Source organism: Flagellimonas sp. HMM57 (assembly GCF_021390175.1).
In the GTDB taxonomy this organism is placed as follows: Bacteria; Bacteroidota; Bacteroidia; order Flavobacteriales; family Flavobacteriaceae; genus Flagellimonas.
Map to the genome: position 1 here is coordinate 3,806,980 of NZ_CP090004.1, position 25,766 is coordinate 3,832,745.

The 25,766-nt window shown below is 37.9% G+C and carries 27 protein-coding genes and 1 pseudogene; 18 read left to right on the top strand and 10 right to left on the bottom strand.

Annotated features, from left to right (window positions below):
• Positions 1 to 16: 16 nt before the first annotated feature.
• Entirely contained in the window at positions 17 to 1,243 is a 1,227-nt protein-coding gene (locus LV716_RS16940) for an HD domain-containing protein (RefSeq protein WP_163419513.1), read from the bottom strand.
• Positions 1,244 to 1,279: 36 nt separating this feature from the next.
• On the opposite strand from LV716_RS16940, the gene LV716_RS16945 reads away from it, so the two are divergent.
• From LV716_RS16945 to LV716_RS16965, 6 genes are all read left to right on the top strand, one after another.
• Entirely contained in the window at positions 1,280 to 2,824 is a 1,545-nt protein-coding gene (locus LV716_RS16945) for a PglZ domain-containing protein (protein WP_163418959.1), read from the top strand.
• A 3-nt stretch (positions 2,825 to 2,827) separates the two neighbouring features.
• Positions 2,828 to 3,253 carry a tRNA (adenosine(37)-N6)-threonylcarbamoyltransferase complex ATPase subunit type 1 TsaE gene (gene tsaE, locus LV716_RS16950; protein ID WP_163418960.1) on the top strand — a complete coding sequence of 142 codons (426 nt, stop codon included), beginning with the start codon at positions 2,828 to 2,830 and terminating at the stop codon, positions 3,251 to 3,253.
• A gap of 169 nt (positions 3,254 to 3,422) precedes the next feature.
• Positions 3,423 to 3,557 (top strand): hypothetical protein, encoded by a 135-nt coding sequence (locus LV716_RS18485; protein ID WP_255674274.1) that lies wholly within the window; start codon positions 3,423 to 3,425, stop codon positions 3,555 to 3,557.
• 83 nt (positions 3,558 to 3,640) lie between these two features.
• Positions 3,641 to 4,183, top strand: coding sequence for a hypothetical protein (locus LV716_RS16955; RefSeq protein ID WP_163418961.1), 543 nt, complete (start codon positions 3,641 to 3,643; stop codon positions 4,181 to 4,183).
• Between the two features lie 44 nt (positions 4,184 to 4,227).
• Positions 4,228 to 5,427, top strand: coding sequence for an alanine dehydrogenase (locus LV716_RS16960; RefSeq protein ID WP_163418962.1), 1,200 nt, complete (start codon positions 4,228 to 4,230; stop codon positions 5,425 to 5,427).
• A 6-nt stretch (positions 5,428 to 5,433) separates the two neighbouring features.
• Entirely contained in the window at positions 5,434 to 5,808 is a 375-nt protein-coding gene (locus LV716_RS16965; RefSeq protein WP_163418963.1) for a DUF4258 domain-containing protein, read from the top strand.
• A 41-nt stretch (positions 5,809 to 5,849) separates the two neighbouring features.
• On the opposite strand, the gene LV716_RS16970 is transcribed toward LV716_RS16965, so the two are convergent.
• The gene (locus tag LV716_RS16970; protein WP_163418964.1) at positions 5,850 to 7,022 is read right to left on the bottom strand and encodes a proline dehydrogenase family protein; all 1,173 of its coding nucleotides are present in this window, start codon (positions 7,020 to 7,022) and stop codon (positions 5,850 to 5,852) included.
• A gap of 90 nt (positions 7,023 to 7,112) precedes the next feature.
• On the opposite strand from LV716_RS16970, the gene aroB reads away from it, so the two are divergent.
• Positions 7,113 to 8,168: a 3-dehydroquinate synthase gene (gene aroB, locus LV716_RS16975; protein WP_163418965.1), complete on the top strand. Its 1,056-nt coding sequence runs from the start codon at positions 7,113 to 7,115 to the stop codon at positions 8,166 to 8,168.
• A 97-nt stretch (positions 8,169 to 8,265) separates the two neighbouring features.
• Entirely contained in the window at positions 8,266 to 8,604 is a 339-nt protein-coding gene (locus LV716_RS16980; RefSeq protein ID WP_163418966.1) for a hypothetical protein, read from the top strand.
• A gap of 10 nt (positions 8,605 to 8,614) precedes the next feature.
• Here the strand turns inward: LV716_RS16980 and LV716_RS16985 are convergent, their stop codons facing one another.
• The 3 genes from LV716_RS16985 to LV716_RS16995 all read right to left on the bottom strand — a co-directional run bounded on the left by LV716_RS16985 (position 8,615) and on the right by LV716_RS16995 (position 10,835).
• A complete protein-coding gene (locus LV716_RS16985; RefSeq protein ID WP_163418967.1) occupies positions 8,615 to 9,130 on the bottom strand; it encodes a DinB family protein in 516 nt (171 codons plus the stop codon).
• A gap of 15 nt (positions 9,131 to 9,145) precedes the next feature.
• Complete coding sequence (locus tag LV716_RS16990) at positions 9,146 to 9,625, bottom strand: Lrp/AsnC family transcriptional regulator (protein WP_055392737.1); 480 nt, start codon at positions 9,623 to 9,625, stop codon at positions 9,146 to 9,148.
• 100 nt (positions 9,626 to 9,725) lie between these two features.
• Entirely contained in the window at positions 9,726 to 10,835 is a 1,110-nt protein-coding gene (locus tag LV716_RS16995) for a M14 metallopeptidase family protein (RefSeq protein ID WP_163418968.1), read from the bottom strand.
• 288 nt (positions 10,836 to 11,123) lie between these two features.
• Here LV716_RS16995 and LV716_RS17000 point away from each other — a divergent pair, with 288 nt between their 5' ends.
• The 3 genes from LV716_RS17000 to LV716_RS17010 all read left to right on the top strand — a co-directional run bounded on the left by LV716_RS17000 (position 11,124) and on the right by LV716_RS17010 (position 12,752).
• The gene (locus tag LV716_RS17000) at positions 11,124 to 11,519 is read left to right on the top strand and encodes a helix-turn-helix transcriptional regulator (RefSeq protein WP_163418969.1); all 396 of its coding nucleotides are present in this window, start codon (positions 11,124 to 11,126) and stop codon (positions 11,517 to 11,519) included.
• Between the two features lie 67 nt (positions 11,520 to 11,586).
• Positions 11,587 to 11,940 carry a DNA topoisomerase IV gene (locus tag LV716_RS17005; protein WP_370637439.1) on the top strand — a complete coding sequence of 118 codons (354 nt, stop codon included), beginning with the start codon at positions 11,587 to 11,589 and terminating at the stop codon, positions 11,938 to 11,940.
• A 2-nt stretch (positions 11,941 to 11,942) separates the two neighbouring features.
• Entirely contained in the window at positions 11,943 to 12,752 is an 810-nt protein-coding gene (locus LV716_RS17010; RefSeq protein WP_163418971.1) for a TerC family protein, read from the top strand.
• Between the two features lie 150 nt (positions 12,753 to 12,902).
• Here LV716_RS17010 and LV716_RS17015 read toward each other — a convergent pair whose 3' ends face one another.
• The 5 genes and pseudogenes from LV716_RS17015 to LV716_RS17035 all read right to left on the bottom strand — a co-directional run bounded on the left by LV716_RS17015 (position 12,903) and on the right by LV716_RS17035 (position 20,286).
• Complete coding sequence (locus LV716_RS17015; RefSeq protein ID WP_163418972.1) at positions 12,903 to 13,859, bottom strand: sterol desaturase family protein; 957 nt, start codon at positions 13,857 to 13,859, stop codon at positions 12,903 to 12,905.
• Positions 13,860 to 13,925: 66 nt separating this feature from the next.
• Entirely contained in the window at positions 13,926 to 16,553 is a 2,628-nt protein-coding gene (locus LV716_RS17020) for a DNA gyrase/topoisomerase IV subunit A (RefSeq protein WP_163418973.1), read from the bottom strand.
• A 30-nt stretch (positions 16,554 to 16,583) separates the two neighbouring features.
• Positions 16,584 to 18,433: pseudogene (locus tag LV716_RS17025) on the bottom strand (DNA topoisomerase IV subunit B).
• Between the two features lie 112 nt (positions 18,434 to 18,545).
• Positions 18,546 to 19,640: a redox-regulated ATPase YchF gene (gene ychF / locus LV716_RS17030; RefSeq protein ID WP_163418975.1), complete on the bottom strand. Its 1,095-nt coding sequence runs from the start codon at positions 19,638 to 19,640 to the stop codon at positions 18,546 to 18,548.
• Positions 19,641 to 19,932: 292 nt separating this feature from the next.
• On the bottom strand, positions 19,933 to 20,286 hold the full coding sequence (locus LV716_RS17035) for a 4Fe-4S dicluster domain-containing protein (protein WP_163418976.1): 354 nt from the start codon (positions 20,284 to 20,286) through the stop codon (positions 19,933 to 19,935).
• Positions 20,287 to 20,374: 88 nt separating this feature from the next.
• Here LV716_RS17035 and LV716_RS17040 point away from each other — a divergent pair, with 88 nt between their 5' ends.
• From LV716_RS17040 to LV716_RS17070, 7 genes are all read left to right on the top strand, one after another.
• Positions 20,375 to 21,421 carry an acyl-CoA reductase gene (locus LV716_RS17040; protein WP_370637441.1) on the top strand — a complete coding sequence of 349 codons (1,047 nt, stop codon included), beginning with the start codon at positions 20,375 to 20,377 and terminating at the stop codon, positions 21,419 to 21,421.
• Between the two features lie 115 nt (positions 21,422 to 21,536).
• Positions 21,537 to 22,601: a 3-phosphoserine/phosphohydroxythreonine transaminase gene (serC, locus tag LV716_RS17045; protein ID WP_163418978.1), complete on the top strand. Its 1,065-nt coding sequence runs from the start codon at positions 21,537 to 21,539 to the stop codon at positions 22,599 to 22,601.
• 78 nt (positions 22,602 to 22,679) lie between these two features.
• The gene (locus LV716_RS17050) at positions 22,680 to 23,630 is read left to right on the top strand and encodes a D-2-hydroxyacid dehydrogenase (RefSeq protein WP_163418979.1); all 951 of its coding nucleotides are present in this window, start codon (positions 22,680 to 22,682) and stop codon (positions 23,628 to 23,630) included.
• A gap of 74 nt (positions 23,631 to 23,704) precedes the next feature.
• The gene (locus LV716_RS17055; protein WP_163418980.1) at positions 23,705 to 24,346 is read left to right on the top strand and encodes a DUF937 domain-containing protein; all 642 of its coding nucleotides are present in this window, start codon (positions 23,705 to 23,707) and stop codon (positions 24,344 to 24,346) included.
• Positions 24,347 to 24,415: 69 nt separating this feature from the next.
• Entirely contained in the window at positions 24,416 to 24,862 is a 447-nt protein-coding gene (locus LV716_RS17060; RefSeq protein ID WP_163418981.1) for a DUF6146 family protein, read from the top strand.
• Between the two features lie 30 nt (positions 24,863 to 24,892).
• Positions 24,893 to 25,408, top strand: a complete 516-nt coding sequence (locus tag LV716_RS17065; RefSeq protein WP_163418982.1) for a DUF6787 family protein — start codon at positions 24,893 to 24,895, stop codon at positions 25,406 to 25,408.
• A gap of 100 nt (positions 25,409 to 25,508) precedes the next feature.
• Positions 25,509 to 25,757: a hypothetical protein gene (locus LV716_RS17070; protein ID WP_163418983.1), complete on the top strand. Its 249-nt coding sequence runs from the start codon at positions 25,509 to 25,511 to the stop codon at positions 25,755 to 25,757.
• Positions 25,758 to 25,766 lie beyond the last annotated feature (9 nt).

The window sequence follows — 25,766 nt, forward strand, 5'->3', positions numbered from 1 at the left end:
AAAGTAACAAAATTTGTTAAACGGCTTCTTTTGGGTAACAACTGTAGTATTTTGTTACCGTTTTTGATAATGCCTTAAGGCTCAACTGATCAGACTCCTTAAGGACATCTGTAACTTTGCCATTCTTCTTTAAAATATTGATGGTTTGTTTTTTTTCGTTATAAGCCTTGTTCAGGATTTGTCCGTGAAACACGAAGTAAGTGGCTTCAGATTCAGAGATGTTGTACTGATTCATAACATCTTTTAGTTTTTCGGACATCTTCAGGGAATCGATAGGTTTATTCTTGATTTTTACATGAAGTAACGTTCTATTGAGCAGCATCTGGCACATTTTTGAAAGGACAAAATCATCATGATATTGCCAAGCTTTGATAGCTCCCAAAATATCTACATCATCCAATCGAGCAAAGTTTTTCAAGATTTCTTTATTAAATGTAGTAGTGGTATCTTTCTCTAGAAAAAACAAGACCGGAATACTTGCCGTTATTTTATGTCCTTGAGATAATAGTTCTTTACCTCGCCTCATAATCCGAATCAACAACTGCTCTGCCACAAGACTTGTCTTGTGCAGATAAACCTGCCAATACATAAACCTTCGGGCCATCAAGAATTTCTCTATGGCATAGATACCCTTTTCTTCAACCACTAAATTCCCATCTATAACGTTCAACATGGAAATGAGCCGTTCCGAGTTAATATTGCCCTCGGTGACACCAGAATAAAAACTATCCCGTTTTAGGTAATCCAATCTGTCCATATCCAGTTGACTGGCCACCAATTGGTTCATAAAAGGTTTGTGATATTCACCTTTAAAGATAGAGATGGCAGTTGTTAAACGTCCATCAAACTCCTTATTCAATTCCATCATAAACTCCAGAGAAAGATGTTCATGGCTCAAATTATCGATTATGAAACCTTCAAGCGCATGGGAAAAAGGTCCATGTCCAATATCATGTAATAAAATTGTACAAAGCAAACCTGTCTCCTCTTCTTCTGTAATAGAAATATTTTTCCACTTTAGCACTTGAATTGCCTTGGTCATCAAATGCATACTTCCCAAGGCATGATGAAATCTGGTATGGTGTGCCCCTGGATATACAAGATAGGACATCCCCATTTGGGAAATCCTACGCAACCTTTGAAAATAGGGGTGGGCGATCAGATTAAAAATAAGTTCATTTGGAGTTCCAATAAAACCGTAAATTGGATCGTTAAAAACTTTGAGCTTATTGGTTTGGGCCAAGGAAGTTTGTTTTAATTCCACAAAGATAAACACTATATGAACAAGATCACTATTCTTTGGGTCGATGACGAGATCGACCTACTAAAACCTCATATTCTTTTTCTTGAAAATAAAGATTATAAGGTGGTTACAAGCCAAAGCGGTCAAGATGCGCTAGAGGAAATAAAAAAAGCATTTTTCGATATTGTTTTTTTAGATGAAAATATGCCAGGGATTTCGGGACTGGAAACCTTAACGGAAATTAAAAAATTCGATGCGTCCATTCCAGTGGTCATGATCACCAAGAGTGAAGAAGAGTTTATCATGGATGAGGCCATCGGCTCCAAAATTGCCGACTACCTGATTAAACCTGTTAATCCCAATCAAATCTTATTGTCCTTAAAGAAGAGTCTGGACAACTCCCGATTGATTTCTGAAAAGACCACTTCAAACTACCAACAAGAGTTTAGAAAGATTGCCATGGACCTTTCTATGGTGAACAGCCATGAGGAATGGACAGAGCTTTACAAAAAGCTCATTTATTGGGAATTACAATTGGAAGAAATAGAAGATTCTGGTATGTTTGAGATACTGGAGTCCCAAAAAGTTGAAGCAAATTCCCAGTTCAGTAAGTTTGTCGACAAAAATTATAGTGATTGGTTCAAGGAAAGCAATGGTCCTATAATGTCGCACACACTTTTCAGAAAAAAAATACAGCCTGAGTTAGAAGGAAACAAGACCTTATTGATCGTTATCGATAATTTAAGATATGATCAATGGCTGTCTTTTGAAGAGACCCTGACCGTTCACTACAAGAAAAAACACGAGGCATCTTATTTTAGTATTTTGCCAACCGCAACACAGTATGCCAGAAATGCCATATTTTCTGGCCTTATGCCGTTGGATATGGAAAAGCAACATCCAGAATGGTGGAAAAACGACACGGATGAAGGGGGTAAAAACTTATTTGAAGCAGAGTTTCTTGGAGCCCAGTTAAAACGACTTGGATTGGACTTAAAATGGGAGTACCATAAAATAAGTAGTCTACGGCAAGGAAAACAATTGGCACAAAACTTTAAATCACAAAAGGATAACGATCTAACCGTTTTGGTCTACAACTTTGTCGATATGCTGTCCCATTCCAAAACCGAAATGGAAGTCATCAAAGAATTGGCGGCCAACGATAAAGCGTACCGCTCATTGACGCTAAGCTGGTTTAAAAACTCACCTTTATTAGAGATTGTACAGCAAGCCCAAGCTATGGGAATGAAGTTGATCCTTACAACAGACCACGGCACCATAAATGTAAAGCAACCTTCTAAGGTTATTGGGGACAGGGAAACCAGCCTCAATCTAAGGTACAAGACCGGAAGAAGCCTAACCTATGAGAACAAAGATGTTCTAGAGAGCAAAAATCCGCAAAGCATACACCTGCCCAATATTAATTTAAGTAGCTGCTATATTTTTGCTAAAAACGATTTGTTCTTTGCCTACCCTAATAATTATAATCATTATGTTGGGTATTACCGTAACACATATCAACATGGTGGGGTTTCGCTGGAAGAGATGGTTGTTCCTTTTGTAGTTTTAGACGCCAAGTAGTATATGAAACCCTTAACTTTTACACTAAATCAACTCCAAGCAATTTCGAAGAAAATTATCCACGGATCAAAAAGTAAAATACTGTGTTTTTATGGTGATATGGGCGTTGGAAAAACTACTTTAATAAAATCGATAGTTGCGGCATTGGGAGGAGATGGTATTGCCCATAGTCCCACTTTTGGTTTAGTAAACGAATACTACAACAAGAAAAATGAACAAATTGCCTTTCATTTTGACTTTTATAGAATTGAAGACGAGGCCGAAGCCCTTGACATGGGACTAGAGGATTATTTTAGTACTGATACTTGGATTTTTATGGAGTGGCCCGAAAAGATAGCGTCGTTAATACCTGAAGAAGCCGTAAACATCCACTTACAGTTTATCGATGAAAACACCCGCTCAATCGAGTTTAACAAGAAGTACCAATAAATAGGTCATATATTGTTTAACAGTTTCGATGAACAACAATTTTATCGATAAAAAGCATTTTTTTAAGGTGAAATGCAATTTTTATCGGTAAAATGCGTAGGAAGTTAATATATTTTCTTACATTCGTTCTTGAAATGAATTCATTTATTAACCTAAAAACTCTTTTACGATGAACACTAAAAAAGTTTTTTTTGGCTTTCTAGCTATTGCTTTCTTGGCAATGACCGCTATCTCAACTAATGTTATGGACATTAATCCAGATCAGACAGTTAGCGTTGACAAGTTGAAAATTGGCAAAAGATAGAAAGTATTAAAAGTATATCTTTTAAACCCCTTTTAAAGGGGTTTTTTCATGCAATAAAATCAGGCATCTTTAGTTAATACAATATGCGCGATAAAAAAAAGGCAAGAAAAAGATTTATAATAGAAGGGCTAATTACCTTGTTTATAGCTCTATCCCCTGTCTTATTCTATTCTTATAAGTATATGCCAAATGATACAGAATCCTTAAATTTTGTGTTATTTGAAATCACCTCAAATGGATTTGGAGATGCACGCACTGCAGTTTGGTTCTATTTGATTAAGCTTATTCCTTTGATTTTATTAATCATTTGGTTTGTTACCTGCAAACAGTGGTGGTATCACGCTATTTTGATTCCGATTTCAATGTATAGTTTTCAACTATATACGGTAACAACCGAAAATTCTCAGAAAGCAGACGAGAATGAGATTTTGTACGTTATTGCTGTAAGTATGGTCGTAATACCTATAGTTTATTTTATTAGAGTAAAATTGGTAGATAAATATGTTCATGGTATCGATTTAAAGGCTATGGATACCGAACTCCAAATCCTTAAAGAAAAAGAGGAACTACGCAAGGAGCGCGAAAAGCTGGAAAAAAGCCAAAAGACCCTTTCAAAAAATATGTAAATTTGTTTAATTACGTTTTAGCGTAATATTCAGATGTACATCCTATGAGTCAACCGTCCTCTCCATTTAGCAAACAACAATTACTGCCCCAAGAGGAAACTTTAGAACTGCTTAAGCAAAAAGGAGAACTTTTTATAGGCATTCCCAAAGAGAACCAGTATCAGGAAAAGCGTATATGTCTAACTCCAGATGCCGTTAATGCCATTACTGCGCATGGGCATCGGGTACTTATAGAATCTGGTGCCGGGGATGGTGCCAATTTTTCGGATACGGATTATACCAATGCTGGAGCAGAAATCAGTAGGGATACCAAAAAAGTGTTTTCGTGTCCCTTGGTGCTGAAAGTAGAGCCTCCTACCCTATCGGAAATTGATTTGCTCAATCCGCAGACCATTATTATCTCTGCTTTACAAATCAAAACTCAGACAAAATCATACTTTGAGGCGATGGCCAAAAAGCGGCTTACCGCCATAGCTTTTGAATATATCAGAGATGAAGATGGTAAATACCCTGCCGTGCGTTCTCTGAGTGAAATTGCGGGAATTTCCTCTATCTTGATTGCATCGGAACTGATGGCCACGACCAATAAAGGAAACGGGTTAATGTTCGGTAATATCAGCGGTGTACCCCCCGTGGAAGTTGTTATCATTGGGGCCGGAACAGTGGGCGAATTTGCGGCGCGTTCCGCTTTGGGGCTTGGGGCAAATATTAAAATATTCGATAACTCTATTACAAAATTGCGCAATATTCAGACCAACCTTAACCAAACGGTCTACACCTCTACCATCCAGCCAAAAAATCTATTGAAATCCTTGAAACGTTGCGATGTTGCCATTGGTGCTACCAGAGGTCAGGACCGCTCTCCTATCGTAGTCTCCAGTACCATGGTGGAACATATGAAAAAGGGTGCTGTAATCATAGATGTGAGCATTGATATGGGCGGGTGTTTTGAAACTTCCGAAATTACGAGTCACGATAAGCCGACTGTAGAAAAGTTTGACGTCATTCACTATGGAGTACCTAATATTCCTGCCAGATACCCTAGGACATCTACCATCTCAATCAGTAATATTTTTACACCTTACCTCTTAAAGATTGGCGAAGATGGTGGCCTGGAACATTCATTGCGTTTTGATAAAGGACTTCGTAATGGACTTTATATGTACCACGGTATTTTGACAAATAAATCGGTTGGGGATTGGTTTGGACTCACCTATAATGATATTAACTTTCTTATTTTCTAAAACTGTATGGCATTCTTAAAACGCTTGGGATGGTATCTTGTTGGACTATCCATTGGAATCGTGTTTCTTGTGTTCTTCCTAAAGAAAAAATCCGGTGAAAGTGGCATTGATTTCTGTTATTTTCCCAATTGTAGGGTTTTAAAAGATATGCGCTCCAAGCCTTTGGTTTTTTCAGGGTCTATTGGGAAAACAGCAAAAGATTCGCTGTTGATACGATCATTTTTAACGGATGGGGATATTGATTTTGGGAAAAGCGATACAAAGTCCAAACCTTGTAAGACTTATTTTATTGAGTATGAAGTTGATGAAGAGGATTGGATTTTAGAAGCAAAAAGCTGCAATCAACAAGTACGTATTGAAACCCTTGAGAAAGCTAAATGAAATTTTTGTAGTGAATTTATTAAAACGTTTACACAATCAATTTAAATATCTAGTTTTCTTCTTTTCTTTTCTTTATGCAACAGCGAAAGCTCCCTTGTAGTTTGCCCGGCTACAGAAGTATTCTCCTCCGCCCTTCGTATTAAATAGGGCATCACATCTTTTACAGGTCCATATGGCACATATTTGGCAGCGTTATATCCAGCAGCAGTGAGATTATATGTGATATGATCGCTCATGCCGTAAAGCTGACCGAACCAGATATTTGAATCTGCATTATCCAAGTTGCGTTTCTTCATCAAGTCTACCAATTTCAAGCTGCTTGCTTCATTATGAGTACCCGCAAAAATGGAAATCCGTTCTAAATTTTCCATTATAAAGGATACGCCATTGTCAAAATTATCGTCGGTTGCTTGCTTGGATTCACAAATGGGACTTTTATAACCGTGCTCTTTGGCACGCTCGTTTTCCTTTTCCATGTAAGCACCGCGAACCACTTTTAGTCCAATATTAAAGTTTTCCAATGCGGCGGTATTGTTCAAGTCCTTCAAGTAGTCCATACGGTCCCAGCGGTACATTTGGACCGTATTAAAAACTACTGCTTTCTCTTTATTGTACTTTCGCATCATTTCCAGGACAATGGCATCTGCAGCATCTTGCATCCAACTTTCTTCGGCATCTATCAAAAGTGCCACATTGAGGTCGTGTGCCTTTTTACAAACTTTGTCGTACCTGTCTACAATTCGTTGCCATTCGGCAGATTCATCCTGGGTCAACTCTTTTTTGGCACTTACTTTGGCATATAATTCAAAGCGTCCAAAGCCAGTAGGTTTAAATACGGCAAAAGGGATAGCCTCTTTCTTTTTAACAAAGTCCAGTACTTCCAATACCTTGTCCAAAGTAAAGTCCAATTGATTTTCAATTTCCTTTCCTTCCACCGAATAGTCCAAAATGGAATAAACTCCCTTTTCGTACATTTTATCTATAATGGGAAGGCAATCATTCTCATTGACACCACCACAAAAATGGTCGAAGACTGTTGCCCTTATCAAACCTTCAACTGGTAAATGAGCTTTGATTGCAAAATTGGTCACAGCAGTTCCAATCCTTACGAGGGGTTCATTGCCAATAAGTTTGAACAAGAAATAAGCACGTTCCAATTGGGAGTCTGTTTTTAACTGAAACGCTATTGCGGTATTCTCAAAATCAGGATGCATTTTTATCAAAATATTAAAGATTCAAATATAAGTAGTGAACCAATAACACTATCAATAAAATAGTCATTATTTTGCACTACAAATCGCATTATGGAGTCTATTAAATCACATTCTTACGAGGTACATTTGAATGAGCTGGCGGAAGCTGCTCTAAGACAACATATTGCCACAAAAAATTACTCCAAAATATTTGTTTTGGTGGATGAAAACACCAAAGCACACTGTTTATCTTTTTTTGAAACAATATTGGCACACCCTATAGATGCCATTCTTGAAATCCAATCTGGGGAGGCAAACAAGACCATAGCAACATGTTTGAAGCTTTGGGAAGCATTGTCCAATGAGGATGGGGATAGGCAAAGCCTTTTGATCAACCTTGGTGGGGGCGTCCTTACCGATTTGGGCGGTTTTGTGGCCTCAACCTTTAAAAGGGGCATAAAATTCATCAATATCCCTACTACCCTACTGTCTATGGTAGATGCTTCCGTTGGTGGAAAAACCGGGGTAGACCTTGGCCCATTAAAAAATCAAATTGGGGTTATCAATCAGCCCCAAATGGTACTGGTATTTCCAAAATTTTTGAATACGCTTGAAGACAGACAGTTAAAAAGCGGGTATGCCGAAATGTTGAAGCATGGTCTTATAAAAGATGCCGAGTACTGGAAAAACTTAGTACACGGTGGCAATTTCGCTGAGGCAAACTGTATCATGAAATCCATTGCCCTTAAAAATGAGGTGGTCCTCCAAGATCCAACTGAACAGGGTATCCGTAAAATCTTAAATTTCGGGCATACTTTGGGGCATGCCATTGAATCTTATTTTTTGGAGCACCCTGATAAGGAAGCACTGCTACATGGTGAAGCTATTGCCATAGGGATGATCTTAGAGGGTTATCTTTCCCATGAACTTAAGGGACTATCAAAATTATCGTTACAAGAAATCAAGGAAGTTTTTCTGCAATATTTTGATAAAGTGGATTTTAATCAAGAGGATATTAAGGCCGTTCTCGAACTTTTAAAGTACGATAAGAAAAATTCGCATGGAGAGGTCAACTTTGTATTGCTCCAAACTATTGGAACAGCCATTACAGATGTCAAGGTGCCTGAGGATATTTTTCAAAAAGCTTTTGCTTACTACAAAGAATAACCGCTACATATACTATTATTTATCTTTTACAACTCTTTGCGAAAGCGACTTCTAAAAATTCATAGCTTAGGATAACAAACCAAAAAATATTCTTAGCATGAAACGAATCCTAATCGATTACAAAAAACTTGACCGCAAAACGGCTGCAGTCTTAATAGATACCTATCCCTATGGTTATGGAGATGATGATATCATAACCCTCAAAAAACCTAATGGTGAAATTATAGAGGCAGTTGAAGTACGAACCGAAGACACCATATATTTGGTGAAAATCAGTAAAAGTCTTTCCAATTTCATTGCCAATTTTGAAGAAAATATGGAAAAGGAACTGGAAAAAGATACAAAGCCTGAAGCCGTACTCGATTCTGAAAAAGAGGAATTTGAAAACCCAGAGCTAGAACTGGACTCCGATTTAGATACTGACGGCCTATACTAGAACATTACTTTTATAAATAACGGTTGCGAATCACTTTTAGATGATGTGCCTGATGGCCACATATAATAAAACCCATCGCACGCACACTCATTTGTGACCCACTTGCCATACCCATCCTTTTGAGCAATGCCTCATCAAAAGATTTGAACAAGGCTATTGTTGCAGCCCTCACGGCAGCATATTCAGTCAATATTTCTTCCCTTGATTTGGCCATAGCGTTGGATTCCGGAACAAAATCGTTCTGGTCAAAACCTGCCAAAGGAGTACCATCATTTCTTGCAAAGCGTAATGCCCTATACTGAAATATGCGCTCTGTATCAACAATATGCATCAAAACCTCGGATACAGTCCATTTCCCTTCTGCATACGCATAGTGAAGTTTATCCTCAGCGATATCGTTTACAAAAGATAAAAATTTCGATTGCCCGTCTTCAATTTCGTCCATTAGAGGGGCGTCTCCCAGAGCTTGGATATAACTATGGTAATACGAATCGTATTCAGAAATTGGCAAATCTGAACTTAGCATACTAAAAGAAACTGGTTACAGTTCATTAAAAATAGTATGCATCAAACGTTTTTTATCGTTAATGCTCTCTTCTAAAGAAATCATGGTTTCGGTTCTACTAATGCCATCGATATCATCAATTTTAAAGATAATATTTTTTGCATGTGTAGTATCCTTTGCCCGTATTTTGCAGAAGATATTGAATTTACCTGTAGTAATGTGTGCAACGGTAACGTATGGAATCTGGTTAAGACGTTCCAGTACAAATTTTGTTTGATGGGTTTTCTCTAGAAAGATGCCCACATAAGCTATAAATGAATATCCCAACTTAACATAATCCAAGGTAAGCGAAGAACCTTTTATGATTCCAGATTCTTCCATCTTCTTTACCCTAACATGTACTGTACCTGCAGAAATCAAAAGCTTTTTGGCAATATCCGTGAACGGGGTTCTGGTATTGTCAATCAACATATCTAATATCTGATGATCTATTTCGTCTAATTTTACTTTACTCATTCTATCAAAATTTTCAACAAAATTAGTTAATTAAGAAATTATATGTAAAGAAAATGTGCTTTTTTTAAACAAAACGTAAGAAATCAAGCTATTATAGTACTTATTTTTTTACTGAAAGAATCAAATCCAAAACTTCTTGTCGGGAAGATATCGTCTGAAAATCATCACGTTTGCTACAATCAAAGCTTTCATGACCAAAAAATCCTTCCTGCGATCCCACAAAAACTATTTCTGGTTGAAATAAAATGCTGTTTTCATTCAAAACTTCTTTATATGTAATTCCTAGAACTTCATTTTCATTCAGGCTTGGATTAAGTGTATGTGCATTTTTTACTATGATATCATAAAAAAGCTTTTCGTTCTCTGGAATTTCAAAATAATCCGATGTTTTAAAATCATCTATTTCATTTTTGGAAATTACTTCCAACCCTCTTAGAAGTGATTGAAAAATAAACGCCCTGGTTTTCTCTCTTTCGTAGTCCTTCGGGTAATGCCCTGCTTCAAACAAAATAGTAGGGACTTGTTGCATCTGAAACGTATCTCCAACACAGTTTTCGTTAAATCCATCATCATATCTTCCTATTTGATAGGGAATGTATTGATTTAAATGCTTTGCCATTGCAACAATAATTTTCATGGAAATTTCCCTAGCAGGTGTAATATCACGTTCTGGATTGCTGGCAGGAGCTAAAAAAGATACGGTAGCTGGATGTCTTGATTTGCCTGCACTAAAAAGAGTACGCTGGTCATGTAAATTAAAGCAATATGCCGGCCTATATGCTTCGAACACTTTTCTTAAGACCTTACTCTCCGGTTGAGATAGTTCCTTGGCATCACGGTTCAAATCTGTTCCATTTGCATTTGCACGTGTGTAAAGTTTGGCACCATCGGGATTAAGGATTGGAATAATCAATAAGGTGCAATTGTTCAAGATTGACTTTGCCAGAACTTCATCGGACTGTAGAAAATTGACCATATCCAATACAGCCTTCGTAGTGGTAGATTCGTTTCCATGCATTTGCGACCATAGTAATACTTTTCTTTTACCAGTGCCAAGGGTAATCGAAAAAATAGTGCTGCCCATTTGAGAAAGTCCTTCTTCTTTGATTAGTGAAGTATCCAATGTAGGCAGCCATGTTTCCATGAGCATTTCTTGAGTAACATATCGGCCTTTGATTGATTTTTCTTTGTAGGTAAAATGGTTCACCATGAAGTCATGTATATTAGTAGATTTACAAAAGTAAACCAACTATAAATTACATTTGTAAACAATCTCTGTATTCGATAATTTACAAATTGTACTCGGTAATGTATTTATTTTCACAAATGTAAATCATTTTTGGGTCGTACTTTCTAATAATACTTAAATATTTTAAAGTCAAATAATTAAAATATATTATATGATATTTTTATTTAAATATTTAATAAGTATTTAGGTTAATTATTTTCGTTTTGGATTCAATAATCAATATCTTTACCGCCTAAATCGTTTACATTTGTGAGCAAGGAGATTACAGAACGCATTAAAATAATAATCGACCATTACGAGCTTGCGGTTTCCACATTTGCCGACAGTATTGGCGTACAGCGTTCCAGTATTTCCCATTTGCTCAACGGAAGAAATAAACCAAGTTTGGATTTTATTTTGAAAGTGATTAAAACCTATCCTGAGGTAAACCTATATTGGTTGCTCAATGGTAAGGGCACTTTTCCCGCTGTTCAAAAAGATGAAAACATTTCCCCTATCCAAAAGGAAGCTTTGCAGTATAACAAGCAACTGCCCAAAGAAGTCTTTCCCATATCAACAAACAAAACAAAAGACGCTACCCCTTCAAAAATTGTAATATTCTATACAGATGGCACTTTTGAATCATATGAGGTAAAAAATGATTAGCACTAGCTGTCAATTTTCAGTTCTTTACACTTTCTTTGCATACATGATAAAAAGGGTATTTTGTTTTTTGGGCCTAATTGTATTTTTTTCATGTAGTGCTCCTCCACAGCGTAATTGTAGCGATTTTAAAACAGGGGAATTTTCTTTTAAAAGTAATATTGATGGAGAGGAAAAGGAAACCACCTTTTTTAGAACCCTAGATACGGAAATCGATTATTTTGAAGGAAAACAGGACACTTCTTCGGTTAGATGGATAAATGAGTGCGAATACATTCTTAAAAACAAGAATCCAAAAAACAAAGCTGAAGAAAAATCGATTCACATAAAAATATTGACTACTTCAGATTCTTCCTATACATTTGAATATAACGCCGTTAACGATAAACGCAAGTTTAAGGGGACCGCATTTAAAATTAACTGACCATGTTTGAGATTTTCACCAGTCCCGATGCCTGGATGGCATTGTTGACCTTGACCTTTTTAGAAATCATTCTAGGAATAGATAATATTATATTTATTTCCATTGCCGCTGGAAAACTTGAAAAGAAGGATAGGAAAAAAGCCACTAACCTTGGATTGTTTTTGGCAATGGGGATGCGAATTATACTCTTATTTGGAATTACTTGGCTGACCAAAATGAAAAAGCCTTTTCTTATTCTTGATGAGTCTTGGATAACGGGTGGGTTGAGTTGGCAAGCAGTTATTTTATTCGCCGGTGGACTCTTTTTACTTTATAAGAGTACTAAAGAGATTCGAGAAAAAATTGAGGATAAAGGGCATGACGAGCGAGAAGTGACCAAATCGCGGTCAAATTCGTTGGCCAATGCAATTGTTCAGATAACGATAATCAACATCGTTTTTTCTTTTGATTCCATCTTGACCGCCATTGGGATGACCAATGGTATTTCCCCCAACCCAACGGACGCCTTGATATTGATGATTACTGCAGTGGTCATATCGGTTGTTATAATGATGTTGTTCGCCAATCCTGTTGGCGAATTTGTCAATAGGCATCCATCTGTACAAGTACTCGGGCTATCCTTTCTTATATTGATTGGTTTTATGCTTATTACCGAAGCAGCGCATCTATCCCATCTTGTAGTTTTTGACAATGAAATAGGAGCCATTCCCAAAGGATATCTTTACTTCACCATAGCATTTTCCATAATGGTGGAGTTCTTTGATTTGAGGATGAAAAAGAATAAAGTAAAAGAAGCCACCGCGGAAGAGTAATTCCTTCTATGAAGACTTCTATAATTCATTAAGCTATACACGCATAATCTTTTGTATAGCTTTTGGTTAGGTAAAAAGTAATTTATAAACTCCCTACCCACCACTGATTAAAGTCAATCTTAACCTACTGATTAATTTTAAAGTTGAAACTTAATTAGGACGGTTAAAAGAAAGTTTGGGATGTAGTTTTTTATGCTCGTAATGCAATTTTTGCTGTTGTTTCACAGTAAGTGTACTGCCATCATGGCTCCATCCTGGAGGTCCAAAGACATACATAAGTTTATGGGATAGTTTTTTGGATTTCTTCATGTCGTTCCAAATATCTTTAAACTCGTGGGTGAGTATCACAACAGGGTTATAAGATTCAGGCGAATGAATTACACCATACTTTACATCAATATCATCGTCCAGCTCTTTCCAAGTCCCGAATACTTTATCAAAAATATTCAAAAACCCGCCATGGTTTTTGTCCAAATACTCTACATTTTGAGCATGGTGAACCTGGTGCATGGTGTGGGTATTGAAAATCTTTTCCAAAAAGCCAAGTTTGGGAACGTATACGGAATGTAATTGAAATTGCCATAAAGCTTCGATACCAAGACAGACCACTACCATTTCTGGTGGAAATCCAATTGCCGTCATCCACATATAAAACAATGGCTTGTACAAAATAGTGAACCAACCGTTTCGTACCGCGGTACCTAAATTAAAATTATCCGAAGAATGATGGACAATATGTGCGGCCCACAGAACCCGTATTTCATGATTGGCCCTATGAAACCAATAGTACGTGAAATCATCCGCTAACTGACATAAAATCCAAACATACCACGCATACCCGAAAGATTCATAACCCAGAAAGTTGCTCCGTACTCCATCTACCATGGGATTACAGAGCTCATAAACCCCTTCAAAAAGGACAATAGCAAAGATAACCTTAAACAAAGGGCCAAGAATAGCAGAGCCAATTCCCATAAAACCACTTGCGGCCAAATCTTTCCAATTGTACAAATGGTCATCACCATGAGTTTTGCTATAAGTAAGTTCAAACAGGATAAAGGCAATAAAAACGGGAACTCCGTAAACTAACGGGTTGGTGAAATCCATAAAAAAATATTAAGTAATGGGTTAGCGTGTATAATACTTAGACGGTAAATTAGGTAGAAAAATGCACTAAAACAAAGTTGTTTGATCAGAACCTTCATCTTTTGATTCTATACTATCATCGGTAAAGCCTATGGACTCTTCATCAACTACCTCTATGTCATTGGTTAACTGTGTTTCTGGCTCTTCGAATGGTAGCGATTCCAAAACGTTAATGTTTTTGACTTTCTCACTTGTCAATTGATTTCCTATTGCCTTTATTCCTTTAATACTTATAAAATTCTCTACATCCACCTCTTGATTAGGCTTGGCTTCTTTCCCCTTTGGTTTTGGGAATTCAATTTCAATCACCGGTCGCCAGTCTGTAGAAACCAACTCTAAAAAGGATTTAGGATGTTCAGAAATGACCTGTTCTTCTTTATTCGGATTCTCGATTAAAAAACGCTTGATGTAATAGCGTTCTTTTTCACCTTCATAATGAACTATGGAAATTGGTTTTTTTGGATTCCATTTTTCCAATACGATCATATCGTCGTTAAATCGCGTCAACAACTCAGGTGATATCGTCTTTACTTTTCCCTTTTGGTCGATTATCAACAGTAAATCCTCTCCTTTAAAGTCACCTAGAAGCTCTCCTCTCCCATCAACATTCAAGCGGCCTACAATATCATCGAACCATATTTTTCGTGGTTTTAGCGTTGACACCCCTTTCTCTTTCAGTTCAATTCGTTTAACGGGATATTTGGTGACCAGATTTCCTTTGGATGCTCTTCCCTTTATCAATAAATCTGCAAAATCCAAATCCCATTTTAACTTTTTAATACTGCCAGACTGTCTTAGCATTACAGTAATAACTTCAGCTTCGCCATTAGGGTTTGCCGAAAAATATAATACTTCGGCCGTTGTTTTGCCTCCGGCCAAGTTGTACATTTTATCTCTGGTTATACTGGTGACATTGAATCTTTTGATGTAGCTGGGACCTCCCCTGCCATCTTTATAGACCATATTATAGATAGTCCGATTATCTTTTTTCTTAAAGACCGCTACATGGATGATATTCTTCCCAATAAACGTTTTTGAGTCCACCTTCGTAACCATCATCTCGCCTTTCTTGGTAAAAACAACGATGTCATCAATGTCACTACAATCTGTGACATATTCGTCTCTCCTAAGCGAAGTACCTATAAAGCCTTCTTCCCGATTTACGTATAGTTTGGTATTTCTGATGACGACTTTTGTTGCCTCAATATCATCAAATACCTTTATTTCCGATTTGCGTTCTCGCCCTTTTCCGTATTTCTTCTTGAGTTCTTTGAAATAGTCAATAGCATACTCCACCAAGTGTTCCAAATGATGTTTGGTCTGGGCAATACGCTCATCCAAACTATCAAGGAGTTGTTGTGCTTTTTCTAAGTCAAATTTAGAGATACGCTTGATACGAATTTCGGTCAAGCGAACAATATCATCTTCCGTTACCGCTCTTTTCAGATTTTTTGTAAAGGGTTTTAAGCCTTTGTCTATAGCTGCAATTACTCCTTCCCATGTTTCCTCTTCTTCAATATCCCGATAAATTCTGTTTTCGATAAAAATACGCTCCAACGACGCAAAATGCCACTGCTCTTCCAGCTCTCTAAGCTGTATCTCAAGCTCAGCCTTCAATAGTTCCACCGTATAATCCGTGGAACGGATCAACATTTCCTTAACCCCGATAAACAAAGGTTTATTATCTTCAATAATACAGCCCAATGGTGAAATGGAAGATTCGCAGGCTGTAAAGGCATATAATGCATCTATGGTCTTATCCGGAGAAATTCCGCTCGGCAGGTGCACTAGAATTTCAACCTCCGCTGCTGTGTTGTCTTCAATCTTTTTTATTTTGATTTTCCCCTTGTCATTGGCCTTGAGGATGGAATCAATCAAGGAAGATGTGTTGGTTCCATAAGGTATCTCATTGATGACCAAGGTATTTTTATCAAACGTAGAAATTTTGGCGCGAACACGAATCTTTCCGCCGCGCATACCCTCATTATAATTGGTAACATCAATGATCCCAGCGGTTGGAAAATCTGGAAATAATTGAAAGCGCTGCCCTTTGAGATGTTTTATGGAAGCCTCGATAAGTTCGTTAAAATTATGAGACAGCACTTTGGTAGACAAACCTACAGCAATACCTTCCGCACCTTGTGCCAATAAAAGCGGGAATTTAACCGGAAGATTTATAGGTTCTTTTTTTCTACCATCATAAGACAATTGCCAATCCGTAATCTTGGGACTGTACACGACGTCCAGCGCAAATTTTGAGAGCCGAGCTTCAATGTATCGTGATGCTGCCGCACTGTCGCCAGTAAGGATATTGCCCCAGTTCCCTTGCGTATCGATAAGAAGATCCTTCTGCCCTATTTGGACCATGGCATCGGCAATACTCGCATCACCATGGGGATGATATTGCATGGTATGCCCAACTACATTGGCAACTTTATTGTAACGACCGTCGTCCAGTTCTTTTAAGGAGTGCATTATCCGGCGCTGAACTGGTTTAAAACCATCTTCTATAGCTGGAACAGCTCGTTCCAAAATAACGTAGGATGCGTAGTCCAAAAACCAGTCCTTGTACATTCCCGTTACCTTGGTCAATGTATCCTGGGAGACCTGTTGGTTTTCTAACCCTTCATCGTTCAGTTCTTCATTTTCATTCATTTAGAAAACATACATTTATCTGGTTTACAATTAATTTTCCTCAACTAAATCAAGTTCTACTTTAAGGTTGTTTATTATAAACTCTTGGCGATCCGGTGTATTTTTACCCATGTAGAACTTCAATAGATTATCGATACTCATGGCCTTATCCAGCATTACTGGTTCCAAACGAATATCATCTCCTATGAAGTGCTTAAACTCATCTGGGGAAATTTCACCCAAACCTTTAAATCGTGTTATTTCAGGTTTGCCCGTGAGCTTCTGTATGGCATCTCGCCTTTCATCTTCGCTATAGCAATAAATGGTCTCTTTTTTATTGCGCACCCTAAAAAGCGGAGTCTGTAAGATATAGAGGTGGTTCTCTTTTATCAATTCAGGAAAAAACTGTAGAAAGAAGGTAATCAATAGTAATCGTATATGCATTCCATCCACATCGGCATCCGTGGCAATTACAATATTGTTATAACGCAAATCCTCCATGGAATCCTCTATGTTGAGTGCAGCCTGTAGCAGGTTGAATTCTTCATTCTCGTAAACAATCTTTTTGGACATTCCATAGGAATTCAATGGTTTTCCTCGAAGACTAAAAACAGCTTGGGTATTTACATCACGAGATTTGGTAATGGATCCAGATGCAGAATCACCCTCGGTAATAAACAGTGTGGACTCCAACCGCCTATCCTTCTTCATATCTTGAAGGTGAACCCTACAATCCCGAAGTTTTTTATTATGTAGACTAGCTTTTTTGGCGCGATCTCTTGCAAGTTTTCGAATTCCAGAAAGCTCCTTGCGTTCTTTTTCCGCCTGCACAATCTTTTTCTGGATTGCGTCTTTGGTATCTGGATTTTTATGTAAAAAATTATCTAGATACTTGCCAATAAAGTCATTGATGTAAGTCCGAACGGTAGGCAAATCACCGCCCATATCCGTTGAGCCCAATTTTGTCTTTGTCTGACTTTCGAAAACCGGCTCCATGACCTTTATGGCTATGGCAGAAATAATTGATTTCCGAATATCGGAAGCATCATAGTTTTTCCCATAATGTTCGCGAATGGTTCTTACCAAAGCTTCCCGAAATGCTGCCTGATGGGTTCCTCCTTGCGTAGTATGCTGTCCGTTTACAAAAGAATGATATTCTTCACTGTACTGTGTTCTGCTATGGGTAAGGGCAACTTCAATATCATTACCCTTTAAATGGATTATGGGATACAAAAAATCTTCCTGGTTGTTATTTTCCTCTAGCAGGTCTTTTAATCCGTTTTCCGAATGAAATTTTTCACCATTGAAAATAATGGTCAGGCCTGGATTGAGATATACGTAATTTTTGAGCATGCGCTCCACATACTCATTTCGGTATTTGTATTTTTTGAAGATGGACTCATCAGGAACAAAACTGACTTTGGTACCGCGGCGTTTTGAAGAATCCATCAATTCTTCATGCATTAGGTTACCTTCGTTAAATTCAGCGGTCTTTAATTGTCCGTCCCTTACGGATTCCACTTTAAAAAAGTTGGAAAGCGCATTTACCGCTTTTGTACCCACACCATTGAGTCCAACAGATTTTTTAAATGCCCGGGTATCGTACTTCCCCCAGTGTTCATCTTGGAAACTACATCCACTACTTTTCCCAAAGGAATGCCCCTGCCATAATCACGAACATGAACTGTATTTTCTTTAATAGCAATCTCAATGGTCTTACCCGCACCCATAACAAACTCATCGATGCAGTTGTCGATTACTTCTTTTAAAAGGATATAAATACCATCATCTGCAGAGGAACCGTCTCCCAATTTACCAATATACATTCCTGGACGCATGCGAATATGCTCCTTCCAGTCCAGGGAACGAATATTATCCTCGGTATACTTGGTATCTGCCATTAATTAAGGGTTAATCCTCGCTAATATAAAATTTAGCAACAAAACTAGAAGTGTGCGGCGCAGAAAGTAATCAACAAAAGCTGTTGATAGAATACGGTATTGCCATTAAAAATTATACATTGAACCTAAAATGCATAACATCGCCGTCCTTGACCACATATTCCTTGCCTTCCACCCGCATTTTCCCTGCCTCTTTTACTTTGGATTCACTTCCGTAATTAATGTAATCATCATAACTGATTACCTCTGCACGGATAAATCCTTTCTCAAAATCAGTATGGATAACACCCGCGGCTTGGGGCGCCGTAGCGCCTACAGGAATGGTCCAAGCCCTAACTTCTTTGACTCCTGCCGTAAAGTAGGTTTCCAAATCCAATAACTTGTATGCTCCCCGAATCAATTTGGCTGAACCTGGCTCGGATAGACCTAAATCTTCCAAAAACATTTGGCGTTCTTCATAGGTTTCCAATTCGGTAATATCAGCTTCTGTGCCAACAGCCAGATAAATAACTTCAGCATTTTCTTTGGCCACGGCTTGTTTTACTTTTTCTACATACGTGTTACCATCAACAGCCGCCTCTTCATCCACATTGCAAACATACATTACGGGTTTGTCCGTAATCAACTGCAACGGTTTTACATATTCGATTCGGTCGTCATCGCTCACTGAAATTGCACGCACAGAGGTACCCGCCTCCAGTCCATCCTTTAATATGGAAAGGACGGCTTCTTCCTTCTGGGCCTCTTTGTTTCCTGTCCTTGCTGCTCGTTTTACTTTGTCCAATTTCTTTTCTACGCTCTCTAAATCTTTCAACTGCAACTCCATATCGATGGTCTCTTTGTCCCGTATTGGGTCTATGGAGCCATCGACATGAACAACATTGTCATTATCAAAACAACGAAGCACATGGAGAATGGCATCGGTTTCTCGAATATTTCCCAGAAATTGATTTCCTAATCCTTCTCCTTTACTGGCACCCTTTACCAAGCCGGCAATATCTACAATTTCAACTGTTGCTGGAATAACGCGTTCTGGATTGACCAGCTCTTCCAACTTTTCTATGCGGGTATCGGGAACATTGACCACTCCAATATTGGGTTCAATGGTACAGAACGGGAAGTTGGCACTTTGTGCTTTCGCATTGGACAAACAATTGAACAAGGTCGACTTTCCTACATTGGGCAATCCTACAATACCGGCTTTCATGATGAGATGTTAGATTTAAGAATTCAGATTTCTGGCTACCGAAATCCGTTTACCAATTTCAGCGTGCAAATATAAGTTGAAGTTTTTGATGTTGAAGTGATTCTATCAATACAAAATTTGACGAATGAAAAACACGTAAAGTGCATATCCGATACTTGCTATTATAGTAAAAATGGCAATTAGCGAAAGAAAGCACCCCGCTTTCTTCCAAAATCCATTATATGCTTCTTCTTTCTTTTGCATAAAAAACCCGAATCTTTTTGATTCGGGCTAAATTAAGGGTTTTTTATTGCTATCCATCTGGATGCATGAACTTCTGTTTTCCAAGCAGTTCTTCCTCTGTTTCTACAATATCCTCATCAGGGACACAACAATCTACCGGACATACTGCTGCACATTGGGGTTCTTCATGGAAGCCCATACACTCTGTACACTTATCTGGAGATATGTAATAAATCTCATCACTAATAGGAACTTGTACTTCATCGGCATTGACAGCCTTGCCATCTGGCAGGACCACATCACCGGAAAGCGAAGTGCCGTCACTGTAACGCCACTCATCCGCTCCCTCATAAATTGCGGTATTGGGGCACTCAGGCTCACAGGCACCACAATTTATACATTCGTCTGTTATAATGATTGCCATAATTTTCTTTTTCTCAGTATGCCGTAATCATTTTGGCATGCTTATTTTTACACAAAAATAAACCCTAGTAGTTTAGTGTACAAATATAATGATGGCACACGAATCAATATTGGAAGCTTTTGTTAATCTTGGAATTTACCTTAAGGATTTCTGTGAAAACCATAAAACCGATGAAAGTGGAACATATGCGGATATAGAGCATATAATTCTTAAGGCAGGACAGCAAAATGGTTGGTTCACAAGAGAAAATGTGCTGTTTTCCCTTGAGCAATGGTCGAGGGAATTGACCCATCAAAACCTAACCGAATGGCTTTCTCGTTACCATCTTAAGGAAGAACAAGAACCAAAAACCATTGGTATCGTTATGGCGGGAAACATTCCCCTAGTGGGATTCCATGATTTTCTGTGTGTACTTTTAAGCGGTAACAATGTCTTGGCAAAACTATCCTCGAATGATACCGTGCTTCTACCTTTTTTTGCTGAATATCTGATCAAACAAGAACCTGGTTTAAACCATTGTATAACGTTTACCGAAGGAACATTTGAAACATATGATGCTGTGATTGCCACTGGAAGCAACAATACCAGTCGCTATTTTGAGTATTATTTTGGTAAAAAACCAAACATCATCCGCAAAAACAGAAATGCAGTCGCTGTATTGACAGGAAAAGAAACTAAAGAACAGCTTCAGCGATTAGGAGAAGATGTTTTTAGGTATTACGGCCTCGGATGTAGGAATGTTTCCAAATTATATGTTCCAGAAGGATATGATTTTGATGAATTCTTTAAAGTTATTTTCAATTTTCAGGAAATAATCCATCAGCATAAATACGCCAATAATTACGATTACAACAAGGCAGTTTATCTTATGAGCGAATTTAAGATTTTGGATAACGGATTCTTAGTACTAAAAGAAGATAAGAGCCTCTCCTCCCCCATAGCTTCCTTATTTTATGAATATTATGATTCAATTCCCAAGCTAAAGGAACAGTTAGAACTACAAAAGGACGATATTCAATGTGTAGTTTCCAAAGGATTGTTTTCAAATGAAGTTGATTTTGGTGAAACTCAAAAACCAAAGTTAAATGACTACGCTGATGGAGTAGACACCTTGGAGTTTCTATTACAACTTTAAAAGACTCGAAGAGCTTAAAGTAGTTTCCATATCCAAGAATTTTTAAGACCTTTATCGCTTGATTCAACAATAAAAACCAACTCAACTTTTTAGTGGGTTACTAGATGATTAAGATATGAAAAAGCACAATTTTAGCGCAGGACCTTGCATTTTACCACAAGAAGTAATGCTCAAAGCTTCTGAAGCCGTTATGGAACTGGATGGAATGGGTCTTTCCCTGATAGAAATATCCCATAGAAGCAAAGAGTTTGTCGCCATCATGGAAAACGCACGTTCTTTGGCATTAGAGCTTCTGGACTTGGAAGGAAAAGGGTATCAAGCATTGTTCCTTCAAGGCGGGGCAAGTATGCAGTTTTTAATGGCTGCATTTAATCTGCTCGACAAAAAAGCAGGATATGTAAATACAGGTACCTGGAGTTTAAAAGCCATAAAGGAAGCTAAATTGTTTGGTGAAGTAGTCGAAGTGGCCTCGTCACAAGATCAAAACTTCAATTATATACCGAAAGGGTATTCCATTCCCTCAGATTTGGATTATCTACACTTAACATCCAACAATACCATTTTTGGAACGCAGATAAAGGAATTCCCCAAGACCAATGTTCCACTCGTTTGCGACATGAGTTCCGATATTTTCTCACGCCAGATGGATTTTTCAAAGTTTGATTTGATTTACGCTGGTGCTCAAAAAAATATGGGTCCGGCAGGAACTACTTTAATTGTGGTAAAAGAGGATATTTTGGGCAAAGTTTCACGAAAGGTACCCTCAATGATGGACTATGCTGTTCATATTGGAAAAGACAGTATGTTCAATACGCCACCTGTTTTTCCGGTTTACGTTTCCATGCTGACCATGCAATGGCTAAAAGACCTTGGTGGTATTGCTGCAATCGAGGAAATAAATGAAAGAAAAGCCAATCTTATTTATTCTGAAATAGAATTAAATCCAGTTTTTTCTGGTTTTGCCGCCAAGGAAGATCGCTCTATCATGAATGCCACTTTTAATATAACCGATGACTCTTTAAGGGAAATCTTTGATGAAAAATGTAAAGAAGCCGGAGTCAATGGAATTAATGGCCATAGATCGGTAGGTGGCTATCGGGCATCTATGTACAATGCGCTACCACTTGAAAGCGTAGGAGTATTGGTAGATATTATGAGCGAACTCGAAAAGAAAGGCTAGTTCAGGCGTTAAGCGAAACTAAAATCTTAAAAACAGGTCAGGAAAAATTTAACACTTAGAACCAACAATTCAACATTTATGAAAATATTGGCCAATGATGGCATTGCTCAATCAGGAATCGATTTACTTCAAAAAGAAGGTTTTGAAGTCATTACGACCAAAGTGGCAAAAGAACAACTCTCCAACTTTATCAACGAACATAAAATAACCGGGCTATTGGTACGAAGTGCGACCGAAGCCAGAAAATCCTTGATTGATGCTTGTCCAAGTTTAAAGTTGATAGGCCGTGGTGGTGTAGGTATGGATAATATTGATGTAGCTCATGCAAAATCAAAAGGTATCCATGTAATCAATACTCCCGCCGCTTCCTCAGCATCTGTTGCAGAACTTGTATTTGCCCATTTATTGAGCGGTGTGCGATTTTTATACGATTCAAATAGAAACATGCCTTTGGATGGCGATAGCAAATTCAAGCAATTAAAGAAAAACTATGCCGGGGGAACAGAACTCAGAGGTAAAACCTTGGGGATAATCGGTTTTGGAAGAATAGGACAAGCCACCGCTAAAATGGCATTGGGTTTAGGAATGAAAGTCCTTTATAACGACCATCATACCGCTGAGGCTTCCTTGGAACTTTCTTTCTATGACGGACAAACCATAAATTTCAATTTAAAAAATAGTGAGTTTGATACGTTGCTTAAAAATTCCGACTTCATTACAATACACGTCCCAACGCAGAAAAATTACGTGCTTGGTAAAGCTGAGTTTGAGAAAATGAAAACCGGAGCAGCAGTTGTAAATGCTTCACGTGGTGGGGTTTTAGATGAAGTCGCTTTAATAGATGCTTTAGAGAACGGAAAGATAGCATTTGCAGGTTTGGATGTATTTGAATCTGAACCCAATCCAGAAATCAGAATATTGATGCATCCAAAAATATCTTTGACTCCTCATACCGGAGCATCTACCGTAGAAGCTCAGGAACGTATCAGTTTAGAACTTGCACATCAAATAATAGACTTGTTAAACTAATCCGTTTTTTCAGGTACCAAAGATGTTCAATACATTCTTTTTTGTATTTTGTACCATAAACTAAACACTATAAAATGTCAGGATTATTAGACTTATTGACCAGCCCAATGGGCAAACAATTAATTAGCGGTGTTTCCGGCCAAACCGGTCAACCCGAAAACAAAACTGCAGAGGTATTGAGTATGGCCATGCCACTTTTAATGGGGGCCATGAAAAAAAATACTTCAACACCTGGAGGTGCGCAAGGTTTAATGAGTGCGCTTTCATCAAAACATGATGGTGGTATTTTAGATGATCTTGGCGGACTTTTCGGTGGCGGTGTAGACCAAGGTGTAATGGATGATGGTGCTGGTATTTTAGGTCATGTATTTGGAGCTAAACAACCACAGGTTGAAAATGCGTTGAGCAGTAAGTCTGGAATAGATGCAGGCTCAATTTCACAAATATTGAAAATAGCCGCTCCAATTTTATTGGGTTATTTGGGTAAACAGACCAAACAACAAAATGTAAATAGTCCCGATGGCCTAAACGGACTCTTAGGTGGACTCATGGGAGGCAACAGTGCTGCGGATAAACAACAGTCACTCATTGAAAGTTTTTTGGATTCTGATGGAGATGGAAGTATTATGGACGATTTGGCCGGAATGGTCTTAGGTGGTGGAAATCAAAAAAGCAGTGGTCTTGGAGGAGTATTGGGAGGTTTATTCGGCAAGTAAGTAACTGCCTTAACAATATTTAATGAAGCCATTTGGAATTCCAAATGGCTTTTTTTGTATCTTATTACTATGAAAAAGAGAATTTTAGTTTTATTTATCGTCCTTGTTTCGGTAATAGCTTGTTCATCACAAAAAGAAGTACTGGAGATTTCCAAACAAGAACAAGCTTATTTTGATATTGAGGAGGGTGACGCCGTAGAAATTAAAGATGAAGAATCTGAGTACGAAATCATAATTATCGACCCGGGATTCAATACTTGGCTTTTAAGCATAGCCCAGCCACAAGGCTACTACTCCCAAAGCTTTTTGGAAAGCAGAAACAATATTCTTGTAATCAATTGGAACCAAAGGGTGATGCAGCCCCAACGGTACAATCCTAATTTATATGAGCTTCAAATCAATTATGACTCTAACATAGATTACGGATACGAGGTAAACTATAAGCTCTATAATTATTTTATTTACTTCCAACGAAAGTATAATCAGCGGTTGGGACCTTTCTTTCCTAGAATTTAATGTATTATTTTTGCCATCGAATTTACTTTGATGGAGAAAATTAAAAAAAGGTGGGATATTACTGAGAACTGGCAATTACTTTTCCCTTTTCTGGGTATTTTCCTAACCATACTTACCGCATACCTCATTTCAAGGAGGTTTTTACACCTTTTAGACCTGAACAATACAGTTTTTGAGTGGCTTTTCACACTCGGTATCGGTTCTTTACTTTGTTTTATAATGGTAAAATTTTTTCTTTGGTGTTTTAAGAAATTATCCAATAAATGGCCCGTGGAACAGCGATGGGAGATGATTGCCATATTTATTGTATTTGCGATTACAGGAAGTATTTCCGGTAAGTTAGCTGGACCATTAACCGAAATGATTGGACTAAAACAAGGTATAGTAAGCGGATGGGTTTTTTGGACAGCACGTATTCTTCTTATTTTTCCTATCTATCAAATACTTTTGGTTTTCTTTGGATGGCTCTTTGGACAGTTTCAATTTTTCTGGAATTTTGAAAAAAAGATGCTCAAACGTATGGGTTTAGGGTTCTTGATTCCTTAAATTATATTTTTATTAACATAATATAATCTGTTAATTTATATAGCTTTGCACCATGTTGCAGATGAAAAGGATTGTTGGCCTTTTATTTTTTACTCTTTTGATGCTTATCAAAGTATCGGCATTGCACGTATACGCTCATCAAGATGATGACTGTGATGCTATCGAAAATTGTGAAATCTGTGACATCGCACTTGAAAGTCAATCTTCTGGCCTGGAGATTCCTTTACAACTTATCTGCTCTAATGGCAATAGCATTCTAGAAATTAAGGGCTTCAAGGAAAAATCCCAAGTTTTTTCCAGTGCGTCCAATACGTTTCGACTCTTTGGTAGACCACCTCCCTCTTTATAAGAATTTCTC

Excerpts from the sequence above, each read along its gene's own strand:
- LV716_RS16955 (WP_163418961.1), top strand. The coding sequence starts at position 3,641 with ATGCGCGATAAAAAAAAGGCAAGAAAAAGATTTATAATAGAAGGGCTA.
- ychF (WP_163418975.1), bottom strand. The coding sequence starts at position 19,640 with ATGAAAGCCGGTATTGTAGGATTGCCCAATGTAGGAAAGTCGACCTTG.
- LV716_RS17055 (WP_163418980.1), top strand. The coding sequence starts at position 23,705 with ATGTCAGGATTATTAGACTTATTGACCAGCCCAATGGGCAAACAATTA.
- LV716_RS17020 (WP_163418973.1), bottom strand. The coding sequence starts at position 16,553 with ATGAATGAAAATGAAGAACTGAACGATGAAGGGTTAGAAAACCAACAG.
- LV716_RS17060 (WP_163418981.1), top strand. The coding sequence starts at position 24,416 with ATGAAAAAGAGAATTTTAGTTTTATTTATCGTCCTTGTTTCGGTAATA.
- LV716_RS16995 (WP_163418968.1), bottom strand. The coding sequence starts at position 10,835 with ATGGTGAACCATTTTACCTACAAAGAAAAATCAATCAAAGGCCGATAT.
- LV716_RS16945 (WP_163418959.1), top strand. The coding sequence starts at position 1,280 with ATGAACAAGATCACTATTCTTTGGGTCGATGACGAGATCGACCTACTA.
- LV716_RS16990 (WP_055392737.1), bottom strand. The coding sequence starts at position 9,625 with ATGAGTAAAGTAAAATTAGACGAAATAGATCATCAGATATTAGATATG.
- serC (WP_163418978.1), top strand. The coding sequence starts at position 21,537 with ATGAAAAAGCACAATTTTAGCGCAGGACCTTGCATTTTACCACAAGAA.
- LV716_RS17015 (WP_163418972.1), bottom strand. The coding sequence starts at position 13,859 with ATGGATTTCACCAACCCGTTAGTTTACGGAGTTCCCGTTTTTATTGCC.
- LV716_RS17050 (WP_163418979.1), top strand. The coding sequence starts at position 22,680 with ATGAAAATATTGGCCAATGATGGCATTGCTCAATCAGGAATCGATTTA.
- LV716_RS16985 (WP_163418967.1), bottom strand. The coding sequence starts at position 9,130 with ATGCTAAGTTCAGATTTGCCAATTTCTGAATACGATTCGTATTACCAT.
- LV716_RS18485 (WP_255674274.1), top strand. The coding sequence starts at position 3,423 with ATGAACACTAAAAAAGTTTTTTTTGGCTTTCTAGCTATTGCTTTCTTG.
- LV716_RS16980 (WP_163418966.1), top strand. The coding sequence starts at position 8,266 with ATGAAACGAATCCTAATCGATTACAAAAAACTTGACCGCAAAACGGCT.
- LV716_RS17070 (WP_163418983.1), top strand. The coding sequence starts at position 25,509 with ATGCTTATCAAAGTATCGGCATTGCACGTATACGCTCATCAAGATGAT.
- LV716_RS17065 (WP_163418982.1), top strand. The coding sequence starts at position 24,893 with ATGGAGAAAATTAAAAAAAGGTGGGATATTACTGAGAACTGGCAATTA.
- LV716_RS16970 (WP_163418964.1), bottom strand. The coding sequence starts at position 7,022 with ATGCATCCTGATTTTGAGAATACCGCAATAGCGTTTCAGTTAAAAACA.
- LV716_RS16960 (WP_163418962.1), top strand. The coding sequence starts at position 4,228 with ATGAGTCAACCGTCCTCTCCATTTAGCAAACAACAATTACTGCCCCAA.
- tsaE (WP_163418960.1), top strand. The coding sequence starts at position 2,828 with ATGAAACCCTTAACTTTTACACTAAATCAACTCCAAGCAATTTCGAAG.
- aroB (WP_163418965.1), top strand. The coding sequence starts at position 7,113 with ATGGAGTCTATTAAATCACATTCTTACGAGGTACATTTGAATGAGCTG.
- LV716_RS17010 (WP_163418971.1), top strand. The coding sequence starts at position 11,943 with ATGTTTGAGATTTTCACCAGTCCCGATGCCTGGATGGCATTGTTGACC.
- LV716_RS17040 (WP_370637441.1), top strand. The coding sequence starts at position 20,375 with ATGATGGCACACGAATCAATATTGGAAGCTTTTGTTAATCTTGGAATT.
- LV716_RS17035 (WP_163418976.1), bottom strand. The coding sequence starts at position 20,286 with ATGGCAATCATTATAACAGACGAATGTATAAATTGTGGTGCCTGTGAG.
- LV716_RS16965 (WP_163418963.1), top strand. The coding sequence starts at position 5,434 with ATGGCATTCTTAAAACGCTTGGGATGGTATCTTGTTGGACTATCCATT.